Source organism: Streptomyces sp. NPDC007971 (genome assembly GCF_042958635.1).
Lineage (GTDB): Bacteria > Actinomycetota > Actinomycetes > Streptomycetales > Streptomycetaceae > Streptomyces.
Genome location: NZ_JBIBJK010000020.1, coordinates 62,838 through 83,828, shown reverse-complemented (window position 1 = coordinate 83,828; position 20,991 = coordinate 62,838). Strand labels below are relative to the sequence as shown.

General features: G+C 70.3%; 18 protein-coding genes and 1 pseudogene. 12 read left to right on the top strand and 7 right to left on the bottom strand.

Going from position 1 to position 20,991, the window contains the following annotated elements; translation table 11 throughout:
* Positions 1 to 32: 32 nt before the first annotated feature.
* Complete coding sequence (locus ACFZCP_RS34190; RefSeq protein WP_391435293.1) at positions 33 to 1,010, bottom strand: O-antigen ligase family protein; 978 nt, start codon at positions 1,008 to 1,010, stop codon at positions 33 to 35.
* Positions 1,011 to 1,320: 310 nt separating this feature from the next.
* Here ACFZCP_RS34190 and lnt point away from each other — a divergent pair, with 310 nt between their 5' ends.
* The 4 genes from lnt to ACFZCP_RS34170 all read left to right on the top strand — a co-directional run bounded on the left by lnt (position 1,321) and on the right by ACFZCP_RS34170 (position 6,959).
* The gene (gene lnt / locus ACFZCP_RS34185; RefSeq protein WP_391435288.1) at positions 1,321 to 2,931 is read left to right on the top strand and encodes an apolipoprotein N-acyltransferase; all 1,611 of its coding nucleotides are present in this window, start codon (positions 1,321 to 1,323) and stop codon (positions 2,929 to 2,931) included.
* Between the two features lie 67 nt (positions 2,932 to 2,998).
* Positions 2,999 to 3,478 (top strand): NUDIX domain-containing protein, encoded by a 480-nt coding sequence (locus tag ACFZCP_RS34180; protein WP_391435286.1) that lies wholly within the window; start codon positions 2,999 to 3,001, stop codon positions 3,476 to 3,478.
* 55 nt (positions 3,479 to 3,533) lie between these two features.
* Complete coding sequence (locus tag ACFZCP_RS34175) at positions 3,534 to 4,355, top strand: 3-hydroxybutyrate dehydrogenase (protein ID WP_391435282.1); 822 nt, start codon at positions 3,534 to 3,536, stop codon at positions 4,353 to 4,355.
* A gap of 435 nt (positions 4,356 to 4,790) precedes the next feature.
* On the top strand, positions 4,791 to 6,959 hold the full coding sequence (locus ACFZCP_RS34170) for a GAF domain-containing protein (RefSeq protein ID WP_391435278.1): 2,169 nt from the start codon (positions 4,791 to 4,793) through the stop codon (positions 6,957 to 6,959).
* A gap of 237 nt (positions 6,960 to 7,196) precedes the next feature.
* On the opposite strand, the gene ACFZCP_RS34165 is transcribed toward ACFZCP_RS34170, so the two are convergent.
* Positions 7,197 to 8,573, bottom strand: a complete 1,377-nt coding sequence (locus ACFZCP_RS34165; protein WP_391435275.1) for an MFS transporter — start codon at positions 8,571 to 8,573, stop codon at positions 7,197 to 7,199.
* Positions 8,574 to 9,198: 625 nt separating this feature from the next.
* Here ACFZCP_RS34165 and ACFZCP_RS34160 point away from each other — a divergent pair.
* Both ACFZCP_RS34160 and ACFZCP_RS34155 read left to right on the top strand, forming a co-directional pair.
* Positions 9,199 to 9,342: a hypothetical protein gene (locus ACFZCP_RS34160; RefSeq protein WP_391435272.1), complete on the top strand. Its 144-nt coding sequence runs from the start codon at positions 9,199 to 9,201 to the stop codon at positions 9,340 to 9,342.
* A 643-nt stretch (positions 9,343 to 9,985) separates the two neighbouring features.
* Positions 9,986 to 10,987 (top strand): hypothetical protein, encoded by a 1,002-nt coding sequence (locus tag ACFZCP_RS34155; RefSeq protein ID WP_391435269.1) that lies wholly within the window; start codon positions 9,986 to 9,988, stop codon positions 10,985 to 10,987.
* On the opposite strand, the gene ACFZCP_RS34150 is transcribed toward ACFZCP_RS34155, so the two are convergent.
* Complete coding sequence (locus tag ACFZCP_RS34150) at positions 10,984 to 12,432, bottom strand: YibE/F family protein (RefSeq protein ID WP_391435265.1); 1,449 nt, start codon at positions 12,430 to 12,432, stop codon at positions 10,984 to 10,986. The two genes, ACFZCP_RS34155 and ACFZCP_RS34150, sit on opposite strands and share 4 nt — an antisense overlap.
* An 899-nt stretch (positions 12,433 to 13,331) precedes the next feature.
* On the opposite strand from ACFZCP_RS34150, the gene ACFZCP_RS34145 reads away from it, so the two are divergent.
* Positions 13,332 to 15,401, top strand: coding sequence for a putative Ig domain-containing protein (locus ACFZCP_RS34145; protein ID WP_391435262.1), 2,070 nt, complete (start codon positions 13,332 to 13,334; stop codon positions 15,399 to 15,401).
* 202 nt (positions 15,402 to 15,603) lie between these two features.
* On the opposite strand, the gene rpsN is transcribed toward ACFZCP_RS34145, so the two are convergent.
* Positions 15,604 to 15,909 carry a 30S ribosomal protein S14 gene (gene rpsN, locus ACFZCP_RS34140; protein WP_391435259.1) on the bottom strand — a complete coding sequence of 102 codons (306 nt, stop codon included), beginning with the start codon at positions 15,907 to 15,909 and terminating at the stop codon, positions 15,604 to 15,606.
* Positions 15,909 to 16,145: a 50S ribosomal protein L28 gene (rpmB, locus tag ACFZCP_RS34135; RefSeq protein WP_391435254.1), complete on the bottom strand. Its 237-nt coding sequence runs from the start codon at positions 16,143 to 16,145 to the stop codon at positions 15,909 to 15,911. Before rpmB ends, rpsN begins: the two co-directional genes overlap by 1 nt.
* An 81-nt stretch (positions 16,146 to 16,226) precedes the next feature.
* On the opposite strand from rpmB, the gene rpmG reads away from it, so the two are divergent.
* From rpmG to ACFZCP_RS34110, 5 genes and pseudogenes are all read left to right on the top strand, one after another.
* Positions 16,227 to 16,391: a 50S ribosomal protein L33 gene (rpmG, locus tag ACFZCP_RS34130; protein WP_014150502.1), complete on the top strand. Its 165-nt coding sequence runs from the start codon at positions 16,227 to 16,229 to the stop codon at positions 16,389 to 16,391.
* Between the two features lie 5 nt (positions 16,392 to 16,396).
* A complete protein-coding gene (locus tag ACFZCP_RS34125) occupies positions 16,397 to 16,654 on the top strand; it encodes a type B 50S ribosomal protein L31 (RefSeq protein WP_361985681.1) in 258 nt (85 codons plus the stop codon).
* The gene (locus ACFZCP_RS34120) at positions 16,651 to 17,829 is read left to right on the top strand and encodes a GTP-binding protein (RefSeq protein ID WP_391435246.1); all 1,179 of its coding nucleotides are present in this window, start codon (positions 16,651 to 16,653) and stop codon (positions 17,827 to 17,829) included. The genes ACFZCP_RS34125 and ACFZCP_RS34120 overlap by 4 nt, the downstream gene beginning before the upstream one ends.
* Positions 17,830 to 17,902: 73 nt before the next feature.
* On the top strand, positions 17,903 to 18,145 hold the full coding sequence (gene rpsR / locus ACFZCP_RS34115; RefSeq protein ID WP_391435241.1) for a 30S ribosomal protein S18: 243 nt from the start codon (positions 17,903 to 17,905) through the stop codon (positions 18,143 to 18,145).
* A gap of 315 nt (positions 18,146 to 18,460) precedes the next feature.
* Positions 18,461 to 19,279: pseudogene (locus ACFZCP_RS34110) on the top strand (trypsin-like serine peptidase); the annotation flags it as partial.
* A gap of 299 nt (positions 19,280 to 19,578) precedes the next feature.
* On the opposite strand, the gene ACFZCP_RS34105 reads toward ACFZCP_RS34110, so the two are convergent.
* The gene (locus ACFZCP_RS34105; protein WP_391435235.1) at positions 19,579 to 20,760 is read right to left on the bottom strand and encodes a GTP-binding protein; all 1,182 of its coding nucleotides are present in this window, start codon (positions 20,758 to 20,760) and stop codon (positions 19,579 to 19,581) included.
* 6 nt (positions 20,761 to 20,766) lie between these two features.
* Positions 20,767 to 20,937: a 50S ribosomal protein L32 gene (rpmF, locus tag ACFZCP_RS34100; RefSeq protein ID WP_053667044.1), complete on the bottom strand. Its 171-nt coding sequence runs from the start codon at positions 20,935 to 20,937 to the stop codon at positions 20,767 to 20,769.
* Between the last annotated feature and the right edge of the window lie 54 nt (positions 20,938 to 20,991).

The window sequence follows — 20,991 nt, the reverse complement described above, 5'->3', positions numbered from 1 at the left end:
TACCGATCCCCCTGCACGCGGCGGACCGCGCCTCACCGCTCCGTGCCGTGCTCCGTGCCGTCGCCCGCCCACGGCCGTGCCGTCGCCCACCCCGCCAGCAGCCCCGCACCAGCCGTGACGGCGGTGAAGCTGAGCGCGTTGCCGGCCGAAGCGATCACAGCCAGCACGGTCAGGGCGGCGCCCGCGGTCAGGGCGACCGGAGTGGGGCGCGCGGTGCGCCACAGGGCGTAGAGGGCCCAGCCGAACGTGGCGGCCAGCAGCAGCGCACCGACCAGCCCCTGTTCGGCCGCCTGCTGGAGCGGGGCCGAGTGCGGTCTGGCGTCGGGCGGCTGTCCCGGGGACGCCGCGGTGTTCAGTTCGCCGAAGCGGCCGGGGCCGACGCCCAGGCCCGTGTCCCGATGGGCCATCCGCAGGGCGTCCTGCCACAGCTGCACCCGGTGCGCGGTGAGCCGGCTGTTGAGCGCCTCGGTGAGGCCGGCGGGCAGGGCGTCCGCGGCGAGCGCCCAGATCGTCCCCACCACGACAACCGCCGCGACAGCCAGACCCACGAGGCCGGCACCCCGGTGGGTCGTCGAGCCCACGGCGAGCGAGCACAGCAGTACCGCGGCACTGGCCGCGCAGCCGGTGGCCGACCCCACGGCGGCGCCGGCCAGCACGATGACCGTGGCCAGCAGTCGCAGGCCGATCCGCAGCACCGGTCCGCGTGCGGCCCAGGCGGCACAGCAGGCCGCGCCGGTGGCCAGCGCCAGCAGGGCGGCCGTGGCGCCGGAGTGTCCGAGCGGGGCGGCGTAGCCGGGGCCGGGGGTGAGGTCGGGCACCACCACGGCCAGGACGAGGCCTGCCGCCGCGCCCGCGCCGGGCGCTGCCACCGGGAGCAGCGACCCGGAGATCCGGCCGGCGGCATAACCGGCGGCCACGGCGAGCACGGCGAGCAGGACACCCTCGGGCCGCCCGTCGTGGGCCGCGGCGGTGATCAGCGACCAGGCCGCGCATGCCCCCAACAGGATCATGCCCGTTCCATCAGAAACGTTTCGCCGTGTGCTGCCGGCATCGGCGCCGTACGCACCGGCCGCAGACCTCGTCCCCGTCGACCCCACCCGTTGCCCCTCGTACCCCGGTCCCCCGACCTGCGGCTGGCCCCGGCCGCGCGCACCGGAACCGGCCGCACCGCTGAGGCTGGGGCACACCGTAACGGCTGATGCCCGGTTTGTGCACGAGTTGCGCAGGAACGTCGTGGTTCCCGTTTCGGCGCGGTGTCCCGGCGGGGGCCCGCACGGCCCGCGCTGTCGGCGACAAGGTCAACCGCCGTACACTCCCCGGGTGACCGTCACCGCAACCTCCGTTGACCAGTCCGATCAGCTCCAGCCGTCCTCCGCGCCGACCGCGTGGGGCAGCCGGCTGCGGCGTCTGGTCCCGGCCGTCGCCTCCGCGCTGTGCGGAGTGCTGCTCTACGTCAGCTTCCCGCCACGCCCCCTGTGGTGGCTCGCCCTGCCCGCTTTCGCCGGCTTCGCCTGGGTGCTGCGCGGCCGTGGCTGGAAGGCGGCCCTCGGCCTCGGCTACCTCTTCGGGCTCGGCTTCCTGCTGCCGCTGCTGGTGTGGACGGGGGTGGAGGTCGGCCCCGGGCCCTGGCTCGCGCTGGTCGCGATCGAGGCGGTCTTCGTCGCCCTCGTCGGCGTGGGCATCACCGCGGTGTCCAAGCTGCCCGCCTGGCCCCTGTGGGCCGCCGCCGTCTGGATCGCCGGAGAAGCGGTCCGCGCGCGCGTGCCTTTCCGCGGCTTCCCCTGGGGCAAGATCGCCTTCGGGCAGGCGGACGGCATCTTCCTGCCGCTCGCCGCGGTGGGCGGCACCCCGGTGCTCGGTTACGCGGTCGTCCTGTGCGGGTTCGGTCTGTACGAAGCCGGGCGCGTGGTCGCCGAGGGGCGCCGTACCCGGGCCGTCCGGCGCGGGGCCGCGGCCGCCGCGCTGCTGAGCGTGGCCGTACCGGTGGCGGGCGCGGTCGCGGCCCGGCCGCTGGTGAGCGACAAGGCCGAGGACGGCTTTGCGACGGTCGCGGTGATCCAGGGCAACGTGCCCCGCTCCGGGCTGGAGTTCAGCGCCCAGCGCCGGGCCGTGCTCGACCACCACGTGCGCGAGACGCTCAAGCTCGCCGCCGACATCAAGGCGGGCAAGGCCGCGAAGCCCGATTACGTCCTGTGGCCCGAGAACTCCTCCGACATCGACCCCTTCACCAACCCGGACGCGGCCGCCGTCATCGACGGTGCCGCCAAGGCCGTCGGAGTGCCCATCTCGGTCGGCGGGGTCGTCGAGAAGGACGGCCGACTGCTCAACGAGCAGATCCTCTGGGACCCGGTCAAGGGACCGACCCAGACCTACGACAAGCGGCAGGTGCAGCCGTTCGGCGAGTACCTTCCGCTGCGCGGGCTCGTCGGCGCGATCAACAAGAACTGGACCAGCATGGTCCGCCAGGACTTCAGCCGGGGCAGCAAGCCCGGCGTGTTCGACATCGACGGCGCCAAGGTCGGCCTCGCGACCTGCTACGAGGCCGCCTTCGACTGGGCCGTGCGGGACACCGTGACGCACGGTGCGGAGATGATCTCCGTGCCGAGCAACAACGCCACCTTCGACCGCAGCGAGATGACCTACCAGCAGCTCGCCATGTCCCGCGTCCGTGCCGTCGAGCACAGCCGGACCGTGACCGTGCCGGTGACCAGCGGCGTCAGCGCGGTCATCATGCCGGACGGGAAGATCACTCAGAAGACCGGCATGTTCGTGCCCGCCTATCTCGTCCAGAAGGTGCCGCTGCGCACGTCCGAGACCCCCGCGACCGAGCTGGGCATCGTCCCGGAGATCGCGCTGGTGCTGGTCGCCGCGGGCGGGCTGGGCTGGGCGATCGGGTCCGGGCTGCGCGGCCGGCGCGCCGGTGGCGCGTAGCGGTACGAGCGCCGTACGCCCCCTGAACGCCCGGGAAGGCGGAGGACCGGCCGGTTAGGGTCGCGCCATGGCTACTCCTGATTTCATCCGCACGCTCCGGGCCTCCGCGGGCCATCAACTGCTGTGGCTCCCCGGGGTCACCGCCCTCGTCTTCGACGACGAGGGCAGAGTGCTCCTGGGGCGGCGGTCGGACACCCGGAAGTGGTCGGTGATCGGGGGCATCCCGGAGCCGGGTGAGCAGCCCGCGGCCTGTGCGGTGCGGGAGGTCTTCGAGGAGACGGCGGTGCACTGCGTCCCCGAGCGCGTGGTCCTCGTCCAGGCCCTGGAACCGGTCACCTACGGCAACGGGGACGTCTGCCAGTACATGGACATCACCTTCCGCTGCCGCGCGGTGGGCGGCGAAGCCCGCGTCAACGACGACGAGTCGCTGGAGGTGGGCTGGTTCACGGTGGACGCCCTGCCCGATCTGAACGAGTTCGGGCGGTTCCGGATCAAGCAGGCGTTGTCCGACGCCCCCACATGGTTTGACCCTATGAGTGTTGGCTGAAGTATGGGAGCTCACCACATGTAGCGAGGGATGGGCCCCGCTTAGGGTCGGGCACATGACCTCGTCCGGACCGTCGCCCGGGTCCCACCCACCTGCCCCGCCCCCGTCCCCCGACCTCCACGGCCGCACCGCCCTCGTCACCGGCGCTGCCGGTGGCATCGGCCGCGCCTGCGCGCTGCGGCTCGCCGCCGCCGGGGCCGAGGTGCGAGCGGCCGACCGGGACGCGGCGGGCCTGGCCGAGCTGACGGAGCTGGCCCGGAGGACCGGTGGTCTCGCCGGCACGGTCGTACCCCATGTCCTGGACCTCACCGACCTCGACGCCGCCGAACGCGCCGCCGCCGGAACCGACGTCCTGGTCAACAACGCCGGGCTGCAGCTGGTGCGCCCCCTGGAGGAGTTCCCGCCCGACGTCTTCCACACCGTGCTGACGGTGATGCTGGAGGCACCGTTCCGGCTCATCCGCGGCGCCCTTCCGCACATGTACGCGCAGGGCTGGGGCCGGATCGTCAATGTGTCCTCCGTCCACGGACTGCGTGCCTCGGCCTTCAAATCCGCCTACGTGGCCGCCAAACATGGCCTCGAAGGCCTCTCCAAGACAGCAGCACTGGAGGGCGCCCCCCACGGTGTGACCTCCAACTGTGTGAATCCGGCCTATGTGCGCACCCCACTGGTCGAGAAGCAGATCGCTGACCAGGCCCAGGCGCACGGCATCCCCGAGGACCGTGTCCTGTCCGAGGTCCTGCTGAAGGACAGCGCGGTCCAGCGGCTGATCGAACCGGAGGAGGTCGCCGAGGCCGTGGCCTATCTGTGCAGCCCACAGGCGTCCTTCGTCACCGGCACCTCGCTGGTGCTCGACGGCGGATGGACAGCCCACTGAGCAGGCCCGGGGCCCCGGCCGGTCGGGGGTCCTGGGCGGGTTGGGAGTGCTTGGCCGGTCGGAGGTTCTGGGCCGGTCGGCGGTCTCGGGTCGGCTCGCGGCCTCCCATTGGCACACGGTCTGCCACTGGCTCGCGGTCTTCCATCGGCACACGGCCTGGCACCGGCTCGTGGTCTTCCATTGGTCGGCGGTTTCGGACCGGTCCGCGGTCCCGTATCCGCCTGCGGTCCGGGATCGGTCCGTGGCCTTGGATCGGTCAGCGTCCCCGAACCGGTCCGTGGCCCCGGATAAGCCCAGGGGCCCGGGCAGGCGCGCAGCACCGGGCTGGCCCGCAGCATCGGGCTCGTACCCAGCACCGCAGGGGCACGCGGCGCCGGGCCCCGGGGTTTTCCACAGGCCCGACCGGCCGGGCGGCCGATGCGGAATCCTGTGACCATGTCTCGCGATCACGTCCAGCCGACCGGTGACCTCGCCGCCGGGGATCGCCGCCGACCCCCTGCGCCGGCCGCCGTCCCCACCACCGGCGCCGTGCGCGGTGCCGCCGCCGGGGCTGTGGGCGGCGCCGCCTCCGAAGCCTCCGCGTCCTCCGACGTCGGCGTGGAGGGCGAGTACGACGCCGGCGAGGTGGTCCCGTCCGACGCCGGCCTGGAGGTCCCGCACGATACCGACTCGGAGTCCCATGACGACTCCGGGGTGGAGGCTCCGTACGACGCCGGTGCCGATGCCGAGGCCGTGTACCTGGAGCTGCTGGCCCGCGGCGCCGCCGCGGAGGCGTACGAGCAGCCGGTGCTGCTCGCCCGCGCCTCGGGTCGGCCGACCGACCGGATCGCCGCGCTGGAGCGCGCCAAGCTGCTCGCCCTGCGCGTCCGTTCCGAACTCGAAGGGCGCCGGCGCCGTGAGGCGGAGCTGTCGGCACTCTTCGAGACCGCCCACGACCTGGCGGGCCTCAGGGACCTGGACGCCGTCCTCCGGGCCATCGTGCAGCGTGCGCGCTCCCTGCTCGGCACGGACGTCGCCTACCTCAGCCTGAACGACCCGGCGCGCGGCGACACCTACATGCGGGTGACGGAAGGCTCCGTCGCCGCCCGCTTCCAGCAACTGCGCCTGGGCATGGGCGAGGGGCTCGGCGGACTCGTCGCCCAGACGGCTCGGCCGTACGTCACCGACGACTACTTCAAGGACGAGCGCTTCCGGCACACCCGCACCATCGACGCCGGCGTCCACGACGAGGGCCTCGTCGCCATCCTCGGTGTACCGCTGATGCTCGGACCGCACGTGATCGGTGTCCTCTTCGCCGCGGACCGGCGCGCCCGCGTCTTCGAACGCGAGCAGATCGCCCTGCTCGGGTCCTTCGCGGCGCTCGCCGCGGCCGCCATCGACACTGCCAACCTGCTCGCCGAGACCCGCGCGGCCGTGGCCGGACTGGAGGAGGCCAACGAGATCATCCGGGACCGCAGCGCGGCCGTCGAACGCGCCTCCGACGTGCACGACCGGCTCGCCGAACTCGTCCTGCGCGGCGGCGGAGTCCACGACGTGTCCGCAGCCGTCGCCCAGGTCCTCGACGGCGCGGTCGAGTTCGCCGAAGCCACCGCGGCTCCTGCCGAGGCGCTGGAGGCCTCCCGCGCCGAGGGCCACGCCGTACGCCACGCGAGCGACTGGATCGCCGCGGTGGCCGCGGGTGGCGAGCTGCTCGGCGCGCTCGTGCTGCGCGGCCACCCGGGCCTGGACCCGGTCGACCAGCGCACCCTGGAACGCGCGGCGATGGTCACCTCGCTGCTCCTGCTGGCCCGCCGCTCCGCGGCCGAGGCCGAACAGCGCGTGCGGGGCGAGTTGCTGGACGACCTGCTGGACGGGCGCGACCGGGATCCGCGCCTGCTGCGCGAACGTGCCACCCGCCTTCATGCCGACCTGGACGCCACCCACGTCGTCCTGGCGGCCCGCCTCGACGGGCCGGCGGCCGACGCCGAGGAGGAGCCCGCCGCCCGCCGTCGCCTGTGGTCCGCGTCCTCCCACCTCGCCGCCACCCGGCAGGGCCTGGCCGCGGCCCGCGACGGCGGCACGGTTCTGCTGCTTCCTCTCGTCACCGGCGACAGCGCGACGGACATGGCCCGCCGCACCGCCCGCCACCTGGGCAGCGCCGTCCACCAGTCGGTCACCGTCGGCGCCTCCGCACCCGTCACCGACCTCACGACCCACCCCGACTCCGTGGCCGCCGCGTATGAGGAGGGCCGTCGCTGTCTGGACGCACTGCACCTCCTCGGCCGGCACGGGGACGGTGCGGCGGCCGAGGACTTCGGCTTCCTCGGCCTGCTCCTTGCGGGGGACAGGGACGTCGGCGGCTTCGTCGACCGCACCGTCGGCCCGGTGGTGGCCTACGACGAACGGCGCGGTACGGAGCTGTTGCGCACCCTGGAGGCGTACTTCGGTTGCGGGATGAGCCCGGCCCGTACCAAGGACGCACTCCATGTGCACGTGAACACGGTCGCCCAGCGGCTGGAGCGCGTGGGCCGCCTCCTGGGCGAGGACTGGCAGACCCCGGCCCGAGCCCTGGAGATCCAACTGGCCCTGCGCCTGCACCGGTTGACGGCACCGGGTCGGCACTGAGCTGTATCAGGGCGGTGAAGGCCGCAGCGGGCCGGCGGTGAATGGGCCGTAGCGGGACGCTGGTGAGCGAGTTGCGTCGGGAGGGTGGTGAGCGAGTTGCGTCGGGAGGGTGGTGAGCGAGTCGCGTCGGGAGGGTGGTGAACGAGTGGCGTCCGGAGGGTGGTGAATGAGCTGCAGCGGGACGGCGCCGACCGGCCCCGCATGGGGGCCGGTCCGTAGGGGGAACCGACGTGCCGGTCAGACGGTCCGCGCCTCGGTCGCAGGACTCGCCGCGGTGCGGTCGTCGCCACCGTCCTCCAGCCGGGCGAGGTCCCGGTCCCGTGTCTCACGGGCCACCCCCACGGCGATCAGCGTGAGTACGGCGGCCGCGATCACGTACAGGGCGATCGGGGTGGAGCTGCCGTAGTCGGAGAGCAGCGCGGTGGCGATGAGCGGGGCGGGCGCACCGGCGGCCACGGAGGCGAACTGAGCACCGATGGAGGCGCCGGAGTAGCGCATCCGGGTCGCGAACATCTCGGCGAAGAAGGCCGCCTGGGGCGCGTACATGGCGCCGTGCAGCACGAGCCCGACGGTCACCGCCAGCACCAGATACCCGAACGATCCGGTGTCGACGAGTGAGAAGAACGGGAACATCCACAGACCGACGCCGGCCGCGCCGAGCAGATACACGGGCCGCCGCCCGACCCGGTCGGAGAGTGCTCCCCAGGCGGGGATGACGGCGAAGTGCACGGCGGAGGCGATGAGTACGGCGTTGAGCGCGGTCTGCTTCGAGACGCCGGCCGAGGTCGTGGCGTAGACGAGGATGAAGGCGGTGATGACGTAGTAGCTGATGTTCTCCGCCATGCGCGCACCCATCGCGATGAGCACGTCCCGCCAGTGGTGCCGCAGCACGGAGACGAGCGGCAGCTTCTCCGCGTCACCGGTCCGCCGCGACTCGGCCTGCTCCAACGCCTGCTTGAAGACAGGCGATTCATCGACGGAGAGACGAATCCACAAACCGACGATCACCAGAACGCCGGAGAGGAGGAACGGGATCCGCCAACCCCAGGCGCCGAAGGCGTCGTCGGAGAGTACGGTGGTGAGCAGCGAGAGTACCCCGGTGGCCAGCAACTGCCCTGCGGGCGCACCCGTTTGAGGCCACGCGGCCCAAAAACCACGCCGGCGTGCGTCCCCGTGCTCGGACACCAGCAGGACAGCACCGCCCCACTCGCCGCCCAGCGCGAAACCCTGCACCAGACGCAGGGTGGTCAGCAGCACGGGGGCGGCGGTGCCGACAGTCGCATGCGTGGGCAGCAGCCCGATGGCGAAGGTCGCCCCGCCCATCAGGACCAGACTCAGCACCAGCAACTTCTTGCGCCCGAGCCGGTCACCGTAGTGCCCGAACACGAGCGCCCCCAGCGGGCGGGCGGCGAACCCGACGGCATACGTCAGAAACGACAGCAACGTCCCGACGAGCGGGTCGGAGTCCGGAAAGAACACCTTGTTGAACACCAGCGCGGCGGCGGAGCCGTACAGAAAGAAGTCGTACCACTCGATGGTCGTGCCGATGAGGCTGGCGGCGACGATCCTGGGGAGACTGGCGGGGGGTGGGGGAGCGGTGGTTCCGGAGGCCATGTGCGCCACTTCCTCATGTGCGGTGGGGACGGGTACGTGTCGGCACACCGTAGGAAGATGCAGGTCAGGGGCACATGTGGTGGGGCAACATAGTTCGGGGGGCGGTTATGCGTGTGGCCACCATGCCAGGCCGGGGAAAGGCGGCTTGCGGGCTCGGGAGTGGTCGAGACCAGCGCTGTCCGGGAAGCGTAGTTGGGGATGATTTGGCGGTGCGGTGCTGACTCCCGTGCTGGTTCGGTGCTGACTGAAAGCCCATGTCATCACCCGTCTTCACCCCTCCCGTGCTGACTTGGTGCTGACTACGCTGCGTTGAACCAGGATCTTTCGGACCGTTGCACCGACTCCACTGGGCGCGGGAGAGGTTGTGCCGGCCCTGGGGAACGGCCGGCGTAGCATTCCCGATCGCGCGGGTGCCGGACCGGGCTTCGTCAGCAGTCCGAGGGCGGGCTCGACGACCACGCTGGCGAGCGGCGGGCGGCTGTCCATCTCGGTCGTGGTCCCGCTGACCGCTCAGTCCGGATGTCCGACACGGAGCCGATCGAGCGCCGGCGCGTTCGCGCACTTTTCGAGAATCTGCCCGTGGTGGAGGGGATTGGGATGTACGGCTTCTCCGACGCGCTGGGCAGTGGCGTCCCGATCACCGACGTGGCCGAGCGGATGGGGGCACAAGTCCACCGAGGAGACGTACCGCACCTACTGGCACCTGATGCCGGGGAACGTCATCAAGGAGACGCGCGTCCTGGACGCCGGACTCTGGGACGCGGTCTGAAGGCGAAGCCTGTCGGGTCTGCCCTCCAGGTCGGGCTGTGCGGCACCACATGGCACAGGTTGTAGAGACCGTCTTTGGGCGTCCACGTCAGTCCAGGGCGGGTGCGTAGTAGCAGGTCAGGGCATCGCCGTCCGGGGAGTCGGCGTAGTTGGTGACAGACGTGTGACAGCGCCCGTGACAGCGCCGGTGATACGGCGAGGTCCCGCCGGGGAGCATCCTGGCGGGGCCTCTGCCCGGAGCCATGAGACGAAGCCCCACCGGAGCGCTCCGGTGGGGCTTCGCCTTGAGTTCGACTGTGCTTGCACGCATGACGCGTCCGGCTCCTCATGCAGTTCGTGTTCCTGCGATGCTCTCGTGGACGCTGGATTTGCGATCGCAGCCACCAAGACGGGATCCGTAAGACGACGCGACCCCGCGGGGAAACCGGGCGGGCTCTGTCGTGTGGTGGGTTGATGCGGTGTCCCCTGCTCGGGCGGGCCCAGCGGTACGCCGGCTGTCCGTGGATGTGTGCCGTAGTGGCCACCCTTGATGCTGAACCTCTGGCACACTGCCGGACTTGGTCGTACGTGCCGGACGCTCTGCGGTCACAAGGCACAATAGTTCGCACGCGGTGGGCTGGGGGAGCGGCTCTGGGAGGGGCGTCGTGAAGTTCAGAAAGCGAACGCTGGAAATGCTCGGCGACCTCATTTGCGGGAACCTCGGTGCAGCTGATCCTCAAGCTGATGCCGAGCCTGCTTACTTCCCGTATCGCTCGAGCATGTACATCACCCAGTTCTTCGCGGAACTCGACATGGATTGGGAGCACGACGGTTCGACGCGCCACCGCTGGGTCGCGGGGGTGCTGGAACAATTGTTGGCGGAGCCGCACGAGGGGCCTGCGCACCCGCCGGAGTCCTTCTGCAGGGTGATTGACCACCTGATGAATCCGGCGGATGCGCTCAATGAGGGTCTCGACCGGCCCAATGCCCTGCGTTTGCTGAACAATGCGCTCGCCCGCGAGGGGTTCGAAGCCTTCTACGGGGAGGACAAGCACTGCTACCTGCGGCACATCGGAACGAACACTGTCTCGATGTTGGCCAAGAACCCGCATCGTCCTCTGAGCGTCGCCGAGATGCAGCGACGTACAGCACTTGCCGCGTTCTTGGACACGTGCAGTGAGGATGCACTCATTGAGAAAGTGCTGCTGCCGCTGTTCCGGCAACTGGGCTTTCACCGGATCACTGCAGCCGGGCACCGGGACAAGGCGCTGGAGTACGGCAAGGACATCTGGATGCGTTACACCCTGCCGACCCAGCACTTCCTGTACTTCGGCATCCAGGTGAAGCGCGGCAAACTGGACGCTACCGGAAAGTCCAGGGCGGGCAATGCCAACATCGCTGAAATCCACAATCAGGCTCTGATGATGCTGGCGCACGAGATCTTCGACCCCGAGACCAACCGGCGCGTCCTCGTCGACCATGCGTTCATCGTGGCCGGCGGGGAGATCACCAAAGCTGCACGCAACTGGCTGGGCAACGCGTTGGACGCGGCGAAGCGGAGCCAGATCATGTTCATGGATCGCGACGACATCCTGAACCAGTTCGTGGTGACCAACCTGCCGCTTCCCGCAGGGATACTGCCAGGTCAGATGCCATCCGGCTCTTAACGCTTCCGTCGACGTCCGCCCTTACTGACAGGTGCTCGGCCAGTAGCCGGCGCGCCCGTTGTGGCCGTGTCCGTCTGCGGACCGGGCCGGTCTGCCGAGACGACCAGGGCGGCGAGGAGCGTGGTGACCGGCACCGAGGCCACCAGGCCGATCGAGCCCACCAGCGTGCGCACGATCTCTTCGGCGACCAGCTCGCTGTTGGCGACAGTGGCCACGCCGCTCTGGGCGATGGAGAAGAGGAGCAGCAGCGGAAGCGCGGCGCCCGCGTAGGCGAGGACGAGGGTGTTGACGACGGAGGCGATGTGGTCGCGTCCGATGCGGATGCCGGCCCGGTACAGGCCGCGCCAGCCCATGGTGGGGTTGGCGTCGTGCAGTTCCCAGACGGCGGATGTCTGGGTCACGGTGACGTCGTCGAGGACACCGAGGGAGCCGATGATGACGCCGGCGAGCAGCAGGCCGCTCATGTCGAGCTTCGGATACAGGCCGTGGATCAGGCCGGTTTGGTCGTCGGTGTTGCCGGTGAGGGCGGCCCAGCCGATGAACGCGGAGCCCAGGATGCCGATCAGTGCCAGCGAGAGCAGGGTGCCGAGCACGGCCACCGAGGTGCGGGCCGACAGGCCGTGGCACATGTACAGGGCGATCAGCATGATGGCGCTCGACCCGACCACCGCGACCAGCAGCGGGTTCGAGCCCTGCAGGACCGCCGGCAGGACGAAGAAGTTCAGTACCAGGAAGCTGATGGTCAGCGCGACCAGTGCCATGACGCCGCGTAGTCGGCCGACCACCACGACGGCGAGCGCGAAGATGCCTGCCAGCAGGCCCATCGGGAAGCGGCGGTTGACGTCGGTGACGGAGTACTGCAGGTCCTTGGGCGCGGAGGGTTCGTAGGCGGTGACGACCTTCTCGCCCTGGTGCAGTTGTCGCGTCTGGTCGGGCTGCACGATCTCGGTGAAGGTGCGGCCCTTGTCCTTGCCGGTGTCGATCCGGATCGTGGCCTTGTGGCAGGTGCCGTTCGCCTCCTGCTGTGCCGAGTTGCCCTCGGCGGTGGAGGTGTCGCCGGTGGGGGTCTCGCCGGAGGCGTTCACCGCCTTGCAGCTCACCTCGACGACTTTGGTGACCGTGGCCTGCTGGGTCTGCTGGTCGAAGCCGACACCGGTGCGTTTGTGTGGCGGGGCTCCGCCCGGCCACAGCACGACGAGTCCCACCACGACTGCGGCGGTGAAGGGGATGAGGATCGCGGCGATGACCTTGCGCAGGTGCCGGGAGACCGGAGCGGCGGGCCCGTGGCCGTGCGAGTGGCCGTGTCCGTGACCGCCGGCTCCCGCTTCAGAGCCGTGACCGGAGCCGTGTTCGGCAGCGATCGCTGTTGCGTGCCCGTGGCCTGTCGCCTGAGAGGGGGGAAGGTGGCCCGCGCCGGCATCGGGTCCGTAGCCGGGATGAGGCATCGACTCAGGAGGATCCCTTACCCGTAGTCGTGGCCGTACTCGCTCATACGACCATCTCTGGGCCGGGGCGGGTCGCCGACCCGGTTCCAGTCTCCGGCGCTCTGCCGGTCAGCGGTCCCCATACCGTCTCCCTCGCGGTTGTCCGTGCCTCCTCCGAAGCCGGTCCTGCGCGGCGGCTCTGAGGAAGAGTACGGGAACGGCTGTGGCGTGGACTCAGCCCGAGAATCGCCAGAAGATCGAGCGTTCTTCCCATCATGCCTGGGTCATGAACTTCTTCACCGGCCGCATTTTCCGCACCGCCCCCGGGGGGCGTGCGGCGAAACTCCCGTCGCCATTGGAGGAGCACGGTTCCTCTCGGGTATGCAGCAGGGCGCGAAGGGGCGTGGTCGGGACGTAGATCCGTTCGCTCCCGGGGCTGGAGAGCCCTTGCGGTGCGTTCCCAACGCAGGTGGCCAGAGGCAGCGCGGCGGTGCGCGGCCGGGTGACGTCATGTGGCTCGTCGAGGGTGCCACAGACGCTGGACAACGGTGAAAGGAGCGCTTGCGGTTGCTGTGCGGCCCGGAAGGGAGTTCAGGCTGATCAGCAGAATGAGCCCCATCACGGAAGGTGCCATCGAGACCCGCCAGGGCCAACTCTGGGCCCAACGCCGGGCCAGCACGCGCCGGCCCCCATGAGGGGACCAACCGCATTCTATGGAGAAGCAAAGAATTCGGCCCGGTACTGCCCGGTAGGACCCGTTCCGGTCTACGTTCCCCTCGCGTCCTGTCATGTCACGCTCACCCGGCGTGCAGGGCGCTGTGAGTGTCATGCTCCTGACTGCGCGGTTCCACCGCCGCTACGCGCAATCACGGGCCTGCCCATCCAGTGCGATACCCCACGTCTACCGGAGGCAGTACCCCATGCGTGAGTCACACCCGAGCGGGCGGAGACGGAGTCTGCGAAGACTCGTCGCCGTCACCTTCCCCGCCCTCACTCTGACCGTCGCCGGATTCACCGCCGCACCGACGGCCGGCGCCCAGCCTGCCGCGACCCACCCTCAGACCTCCAAGGTCACGCAGAACAACAAGGCGCTGACCGCCCCCGAGCGGCAGACCTACCACTCCACCGGCAAGGCCGGCCAGAAGGTGCCGACCCAGCACCTGTGCGCCACCGCCAAGCCGGGCCAGGCGTCCTGCTTCGCCCAGCGCCGCACGGACATCAAGCAGCGCCTGACCGCCGCCGTCGCGGCCGCCGCGCCCTCGGGCCTGTCCCCGGCGAACCTGCACAGCGCCTACAACCTGCCCACCACGGCCGGCTCGGGCATGACCGTCGGCATCGTCGACGCCTACAACGACCCCAACGCCGAGTCGGACCTGGCCACTTACCGCTCGACCTACGGCCTGTCGTCCTGCACCAAGGCCAACGGCTGCTTCAAGCAGGTCAGCCAGACCGGCTCCACCACCTCGCTGCCGACCAACGACAGCGGCTGGGCCGGTGAAGAGATGCTCGACATCGACATGGTCAGCGCGGTCTGCCCGAACTGCAGCATCATCCTGGTCGAGGCCAACTCCGCGAGCATGGCCGACCTCGGCGCCGCCGAGAACGAGGCCGTCTCGCTCGGCGCCAAGTTCGTCTCCAACAGCTGGGGCGGCTCCGAGGACTCCTCCCAGACCAGCAACGACACCTCCTACTTCAAGCACCCGGGCGTCGCCATCACCGTCTCCTCCGGTGACTCCGCCTACGGCGCCGAGTACCCGGCGACCTCCCAGTACGTGACGGCCGTCGGCGGCACCGCGCTCAGCACCGCCTCCAACTCCCGGGGCTGGAGCGAGTCGGTGTGGCACACCAACTCCACCGAGGGCACCGGCTCCGGCTGCTCGGCCTACGACCCGAAGCCGAGCTGGCAGACCGACTCCGGCTGCTCCAAGCGCATGGAGGCCGACGTCTCCGCGGTCGCCGACCCGGCCACCGGCGTGGCGGTCTACGACACTTACGGCGGCTCCGGCTGGGCGGTCTACGGCGGCACCAGCGCCTCCTCGCCGATCATCGCCTCGGTCTACGCCCTCGCGGGCACCCCCGGCGCGAGCGACTACCCGGCGAAGTACCCGTACTCGCACACCAGCAACCTGTACGACGTGACCAGCGGCAACAACGGCAGCTGCTCCCCGTCGTACTTCTGCACCGCGGGCACCGGCTACGACGGCCCGACCGGGTGGGGCACCCCGAACGGCACCACCGCCTTCACCGCCGGCAGTTCCAGCGGCAACACGGTGACCGTCACCAACCCGGGCAGCCAGTCGACCACCACGGGAAGCTCGGTGAGCCTGCAGATCAAGGCCAGCGACAGCGCGGGCGCGGCCCTGACCTACAGCGCGAGCGGCCTGCCGACGGGTCTGTCCATCAACAGTTCCACCGGGCTGATCTCGGGTACGGCGTCCACCGCGGGCACCTACCAGGTGACGGTCACGGCGAAGGATTCCACCGGCGCTTCCGGCTCGACGTCCTTCACCTGGACCGTCGGCTCCTCCGGCGGCACCTGCTCCGGCTCCCAGCTACTGGCCAACCCGGGCTTCGAGTCGGGCAGCACCGGCTGGAGCGCGACCAGCGGGGTCATCACCAACGACACCGGTGAGGCGGCCCACAGCGGCTCGTACTACGCCTGGCTGGACGGCTACGGCTCCTCGCACACCGACACGCTGTCCCAGTCGGTGACGATCCCGGCCGGCTGCAAGGCCACGCTCACCTTCTACCTGCACATCGACACCGCCGAGACCACCACCAGCACCCAGTACGACAAGCTGACAGTGACCGCCGGGTCGACCACCCTGGCGACGTACTCGAACCTCAACCACAACTCCGGGTACGCGCAGAAGACCTTCGACCTGTCCTCGCTGGCGGGCCAGACGGTCACCCTGAAGTTCAACGGCGTGGAGGACTCCTCGCTGCAGACCAGCTTCGTCGTGGACGACACCGCCCTGACGACCAGCTGACCGGTATGAACTGAGCAGTCGATCCCGCACGCGGAAGCCGTCCGCGTGCGGGGTACGCCGTACCCACCTGCTCGTTGCACAACGCCACGAGCAGGTGCCGCCGCCCTCCCGCCGTTCAAAGTGGCGGCAGGCGCGTTCGGAACCGGGCACAGACTCGGGCTGCGTCGCTGGCGCGCCCGTCGTGAGCCCCTGGCGTGCCGGGTCACCAACTGCTGTTGGTCACGCCAGGGAGCTCGCCCGCGTGGGCCATCTCGCGTACGCGGATGCGGGACAGGCCGAAGGCGCGCAGGTAGCCGCGGGGACGGCCGTCCACGGAGTCGCGATTGCGCAGGCGGGTGGCGCTGGCGTCGCGGGGATGTCGATGTAGTTCCCGCTGGGCGGCGGCGCGGTCCTCGTCGGAGCTTCCGGGGAACGCGATGATCGCCTTCAATGCGGCGCGGCGCGCGGCGTATCGGGCCACGATGAGGCGCCGCTGCTCGTTCTTCGTGATCTTGCTCTTCTTCGCCATCAGACCTTCCCTCCACGGGCGCGGATGCGGGCCGCCGCGGCCTCGATGCCGATCGTGTCGACCGTCTTGATGCCCTTGGCGGAAAGCGCGAGCCGCACGTGGCGGCCTTCACTCGGCAGCCAGTAGCGCTTGCTCTGAATGTTGGGGTCGAAACGGCGCTTGCTGCGCCGGTGCGAGCGGGAGATGTGATGGCCGAAGCCGGGCTGCCGGCCGGTGAGTTGGCAGTGGGCGGACATGACTGTTCCTCCTTGGGGTGGATGCAGCAGCACACTAACGCCAAATGAAAATGAAAACCAATCTCGTGTATGGTGCTGTCCATGGCCCGTAACGAACTGCGCCCGATCATCAAGCTGAGGTCCACCGCCGGCACCGGCTACACCTACGTGACCCGCAAGAACCGCCGTAACAACCCCGACCGGCTCACCCTGCGCAAGTACGACCCGGTCGCCGGCCGCCACGTCGACTTCCGTGAGGAGCGCTGAGAGCCGTGAAGCCCGGAATCCACCCCGAGTACCGCCCGGTCGTCTTCCGTGACCGGGCCGCCGACTACGCCTTCCTCACCCGGTCCACGGCCACGAGCGACAAGACCATCGAATGGGAGGACGGCAACACCTACCCCGTCATCGACGTCGAGATCTCCTCGGCGAGCCACCCCTTCTACACCGGCACCCAGCGGGTCCTGGACACCGCGGGGCGGGTCGAGCGCTTCGAACGGCGCTACGGACGCGGACGGAGCGAGCCGTGAACCGGGACGAGGCGCGGCTGCCGGTGGCGATCGTCGGCGGGTTGCACGCGGACGCCCGCCGGGCCGCCGTCGAGGAGATCCTGCGTACGGTCCCCGGATCGGTCGCGCTGCACCACGACCTGACGTCCGCCGTCGACAGTGCCGTGCACCGCACGGTGCGCGACGCCGGCGGACTGCTGGGCAGTGGCGACGCACCCCTGGTGAACGACTGCGCGTGCTGCGCACTGCGCGAGGACCTCGTCCCCGAACTGCTGCGGCTCGCAGCCGAGGGAACCTACCGGCTGGCCGTCGTGGAACTGTGGGACTCCGTCGAGCCCCAGGCCATGGCCGGAGTCATCGCCGCCGCGGGCGCACCGCTGGCCCTGACCGGCGTCGCCACCGCAGTCGACCCGGCCCTCGTCCTGCCGTACCTGTCCAACGGCGACGACCTGACCGACGTCGGCCTCGCCGCCGCGCCGACCGACCAGCGCACCGTGGCCGACACCTTCGCACGTCAGCTGGAGTACCCCACGGTGATCGCCCTGGTCGAGGACGGCTCTCGTGGGGAGGCCGGCGAGTGTGCCGACGACAGCGATCACGCCTTGCTTGCACAGCTCACACCCGGCGCACGACCGGTACGAGCGGAGAGCGCCGGCGTCCTGGGGGCCGCCCTGCAGGCGGGGTTCGACGTGGCAGCGGCCGCCGCCCGCCTGCATCCCGCGTGCGCGCTGCTGCCGCAGGAGTGCGACGAGCACGGCGTGAGCACTCTCGTCTGGCGGCGCGAACGGCCCTTCCACCCGCAGCGCCTCTACGCCGCGCTTGAGGACCTCACCTGCGCCGCCGCCCGCAGCCGTGGGCGCTTCTGGCTGGCCGACCGTCCCGACACGCTGCTGTCGTGGGACGCTGCGGGCGGCGCGCTGTGCGTGGAGTCGGCCGGACCCTGGCTGGCAGCTCTGCCCGAGGCCGCCTGGGAGATGGTTCCGGCCGAACGACGCGTCGCGGCCTCTCTGGACTGGCACCCCGAGCACGGTGACCGCTGCCAGCACCTCACCTTCACCTCGCCCGGCCTGGACCGCGACGGCCTGTCGGCCCTGCTCGACTCGTGCCTGCTCACCGACGACGAGTTCGCGGCGGGCAGGGACGGATGGAGGCAACTGCCTCACGCCTTCGACGACTTGCTCGACTCAGTGGCCTGACCCCCTGCCCGCCCAACGGCCCGCATGCCCGACCACATCCCATCGAGACCCTAGAGAGAGGACCACCCCGACCGTGCCCCGAAACAAGACCACCCGGCGGCAGACGGCCAAGCGTCAGTGCGTCAACCCGCTGGACGCCGCCGGCGTCACGTACGTCGACTACAAGGACACCGATCTGCTGCGGAAGTTCATCTCCGACCGCGGAAAGATCCGCAGTCGTCGGGTGACCCACGTGACGCGTCAGCAGCAGCGGCAGATAGCGCAGGCCATCAAGAACGCACGCGAGATGGCGCTCCTGCCCTACAGTTCCCGATAGTCGGCGCACGTCAGCGCCTCTTGCGTACGGGTCCGACGGCGCCGCAACCTGCCTGGCCGTCGTGGCACCCAGCACCGGCGGCCAGGCTCCGGACGACCCCAGTGCCCCTTTGGATGCCAGGTCACGGTAACCGTCGCCAGCGTGTCCGTCGCCGGTGCGTCCCCGCTGCGGACTTCCTCCTTGCACGAAGGTGGGGCACGGGGCTGCCGAGTACCTTGGTGACGTCGCGACGTCCGGCGGCCGTAGGTGCTTCATAGGAAAATCTCAGTTAAGCCGGAGCGCACATCTCACTTTGGTGAGACACAGTGATCACTGATGGAGCGCATCTCACGCATCTTGGTCACCTCGCGTCCCGCGCTGCTCGGCGCCGTGGTGATGCTCACCCTGACCTCGTCCGTGGCCGCCGCCAAGGTCAGGCCCAGGCCCTCAGGAGCGTTGTCCGCCCGGAGGGCGGGCCCCGCAGAGCAGGCGGGGCCTCCAACACAGGCCCCAGGAGCCACCGGCGACGTCGTCGCCAATCGGCAGACGGCGCGGGTCGGCGCGCTGTTCGGCGCGGACCGGGCCGACGACCTGTCCGGCGGGCACCTGTGCACGGCCTCGGTCGTGCACAGCCCCCAGGGCGACCTCATCGTCACCGCGGCGCACTGCGTGAGTGCCCCCGGTACCGACCTGGTGTTCGTGCCGGGCTACCGGGACGGGCACGCGCCGTACGGGGTGTGGAAGCTGGGGCACCGCTATCTGCCCGACGGATGGACCAAGGACCAGGACGAGGACAGCGACCTGGCCCTTGCCACCGTCGGCGACCAGGACGGCAAGACGATCGAGGACGTCGTCGGAGCCAACCAGTTCACGACCGGCACGGCCACCGGCGCCACCGCCGTGACCGTCATCGGCTACCCCGACTCTCGTGAGACGCCCATCACTTGCACCAACAAGCCGACCTCACAGAGCAGCACCCAGCAGCGCATCGACTGCCCTGCCTTCACTCTCGGCACCAGCGGCAGCCCCTGGATCAACCCTGCGGGCGAGGTCGTCGGCGTCCTCGGCGGCTACGACGAGGGCGGCGACACCGACGACGTGTCCTACAGCGTGACACTGGGCAGCCAGGCGGCTGACCTGTACAAGGCCGCGATCAGCGATCAGCGATCCGTGATCCGTGCGATGTCCCGTACCTCCCGCCCGTCGCCTTCCCGTTGCCCGAACTCGCGCATGCGGATGCGGGCACCCGCAGAGGTCAGGTGCCGATGGTCGATGCACGGCCGGCTTGTGACGTCACGGACCCACCCACACTGGCGAGGGGACCCGTGTGTCGGCCGGCCTTTCCTCGGAGCGAGCTGTCAGAGCGAGGGCCGCCCGTGTGTCGGCCTCCCGGATCGATGTCCGTGCCGGGCCGGGAGGCGCCGTGGCTGTGTTCGCCGCCCGGCCCGGGCTCCTCAGGGCCCCGCGACGAGTTCGGGATGCTCATGCTCGCAGGTGTCGTCGATGCCGTAGGTGTCCCAGGTGGGGAACGGGTCCGTGGGCGGCAGGCTCTCGCCGTCGGCCGTGAGACAGTCGGTCAGGGCCGCGTGCAGCGCGTCCGTGTGCAGGTGCGTGCCGATGAAGACCAGTTCCTGGCACTCGGGGCTCTCGGTGTCGCGTGCGGCGGACGGTTCGAAGCGTGCGACGGAGCCGGCCTGTGACCACAGGCCCGTCACGTGCGGGCGGCTGGAGAGGGTGAAGAAGCCCTTGGAGCGCAGGATCTGTCCGTATGCGCCGCTGTCGAGTTTCTCCGTCACGAACATCCACAACCGGCCCGGATGGAAGGGCAGTTCGGAGCGGAAGACGGTGGAGGAGATGCCGTACTCCTCCGTCTCGGGTACGTGGTCGCCGTTGAGTTCCCTCACCCAGCCGGGGGCCTGTTGGGCGCGTTCCAGGTCGAACAGCCGGGTGCCCAGCACGTCGCCCACCTTCACGCGGCCGTGGACGGCCGGGACGAGGCGTGCGGCGGGGTTGAGGCGGGTGAGTGTCGCCCGCAGCCGGTCGGCCGACTCCTTGTCCACGAGGTCGAGCTTGTTCAGGACGATGACGTCGGCGAACTCGATCTGGTCCATCAAAAGGTCGCTGACGGTGCGTTCGTCGTCCTCGTACTGGTCCAGGCCGCGCTCGACGAGTTCGTCGCCGCTTGCCAGCTCGTGCAGGAAGTTGGCGGCGTCCACGACCGTGACCATGGTGTCCAGGCGGGCGAGGTCGCCGAGGGTGGCGCCGTCGTCGCGGGCGAAGGTGAAGGTCGCGGCGACGGGCATGGGTTCGGAGATGCCGGACGACTCGATGAGCAGGTAGTCGAAGCGGCCCTCGCGGGCCAGCCGGTCGACCTCCTGCAGCAGGTCGTCGCGCAGGGTGCAGCAGATGCAGCCGTTGGTCATCTCGACCAGGCGTTCCTCGGTGCGCGACAGGGCCGCCTCGCCGCCCCGCACCAGGGCGGCGTCGATGTTGACCTCGCTCATGTCGTTGACGATCACCGCGACACGCAGTCCCTCGCGGTTGCCGAGGACGTGGTTGAGGAGGGTGGTCTTGCCCGCGCCGAGGAATCCGGACAGGACGGTGACGGGCAGTCGGCCGGAGGGATCGGATGGCATCAACGCTCAGCCCTCGGGGCGCAGCAGCCCGCGCTCGTACGCCTTCACCAGCCGCTGCGGCACCAGGTACGAGACTCCATCGACGGTGATCGGCACGAGCGTGGGCGTGGCCGCCTTCCACTGGGCCCGGCGGTGGCGCGTGTTGCTGCGGGACATCTTCCGCTTGGGAACAGCCATGGGTGGTCCTCCTGAATGAGTCGAAGAGCGACGGCTGTTGAGGCTACATGAAAA

What these genes read in the sequence shown, in the direction of transcription:
- ACFZCP_RS34190 (WP_391435293.1), bottom strand. Translation starts at nt 1,010, where the DNA reads ATGATCCTGTTGGGGGCATGCGCGGCCTGGTCGCTGATCACCGCCGCG.
- ACFZCP_RS34180 (WP_391435286.1), top strand. Translation starts at nt 2,999, where the DNA reads ATGGCTACTCCTGATTTCATCCGCACGCTCCGGGCCTCCGCGGGCCAT.
- ACFZCP_RS34175 (WP_391435282.1), top strand. Translation starts at nt 3,534, where the DNA reads ATGACCTCGTCCGGACCGTCGCCCGGGTCCCACCCACCTGCCCCGCCC.
- ACFZCP_RS34170 (WP_391435278.1), top strand. Translation starts at nt 4,791, where the DNA reads ATGTCTCGCGATCACGTCCAGCCGACCGGTGACCTCGCCGCCGGGGAT.
- ACFZCP_RS34165 (WP_391435275.1), bottom strand. Translation starts at nt 8,573, where the DNA reads ATGGCCTCCGGAACCACCGCTCCCCCACCCCCCGCCAGTCTCCCCAGG.
- ACFZCP_RS34150 (WP_391435265.1), bottom strand. Translation starts at nt 12,432, where the DNA reads ATGCCTCATCCCGGCTACGGACCCGATGCCGGCGCGGGCCACCTTCCC.
- ACFZCP_RS34145 (WP_391435262.1), top strand. Translation starts at nt 13,332, where the DNA reads ATGCGTGAGTCACACCCGAGCGGGCGGAGACGGAGTCTGCGAAGACTC.
- rpsN (WP_391435259.1), bottom strand. Translation starts at nt 15,909, where the DNA reads ATGGCGAAGAAGAGCAAGATCACGAAGAACGAGCAGCGGCGCCTCATC.
- rpmB (WP_391435254.1), bottom strand. Translation starts at nt 16,145, where the DNA reads ATGTCCGCCCACTGCCAACTCACCGGCCGGCAGCCCGGCTTCGGCCAT.
- rpmG (WP_014150502.1), top strand. Translation starts at nt 16,227, where the DNA reads ATGGCCCGTAACGAACTGCGCCCGATCATCAAGCTGAGGTCCACCGCC.
- ACFZCP_RS34105 (WP_391435235.1), bottom strand. Translation starts at nt 20,760, where the DNA reads ATGCCATCCGATCCCTCCGGCCGACTGCCCGTCACCGTCCTGTCCGGA.
- rpmF (WP_053667044.1), bottom strand. Translation starts at nt 20,937, where the DNA reads ATGGCTGTTCCCAAGCGGAAGATGTCCCGCAGCAACACGCGCCACCGC.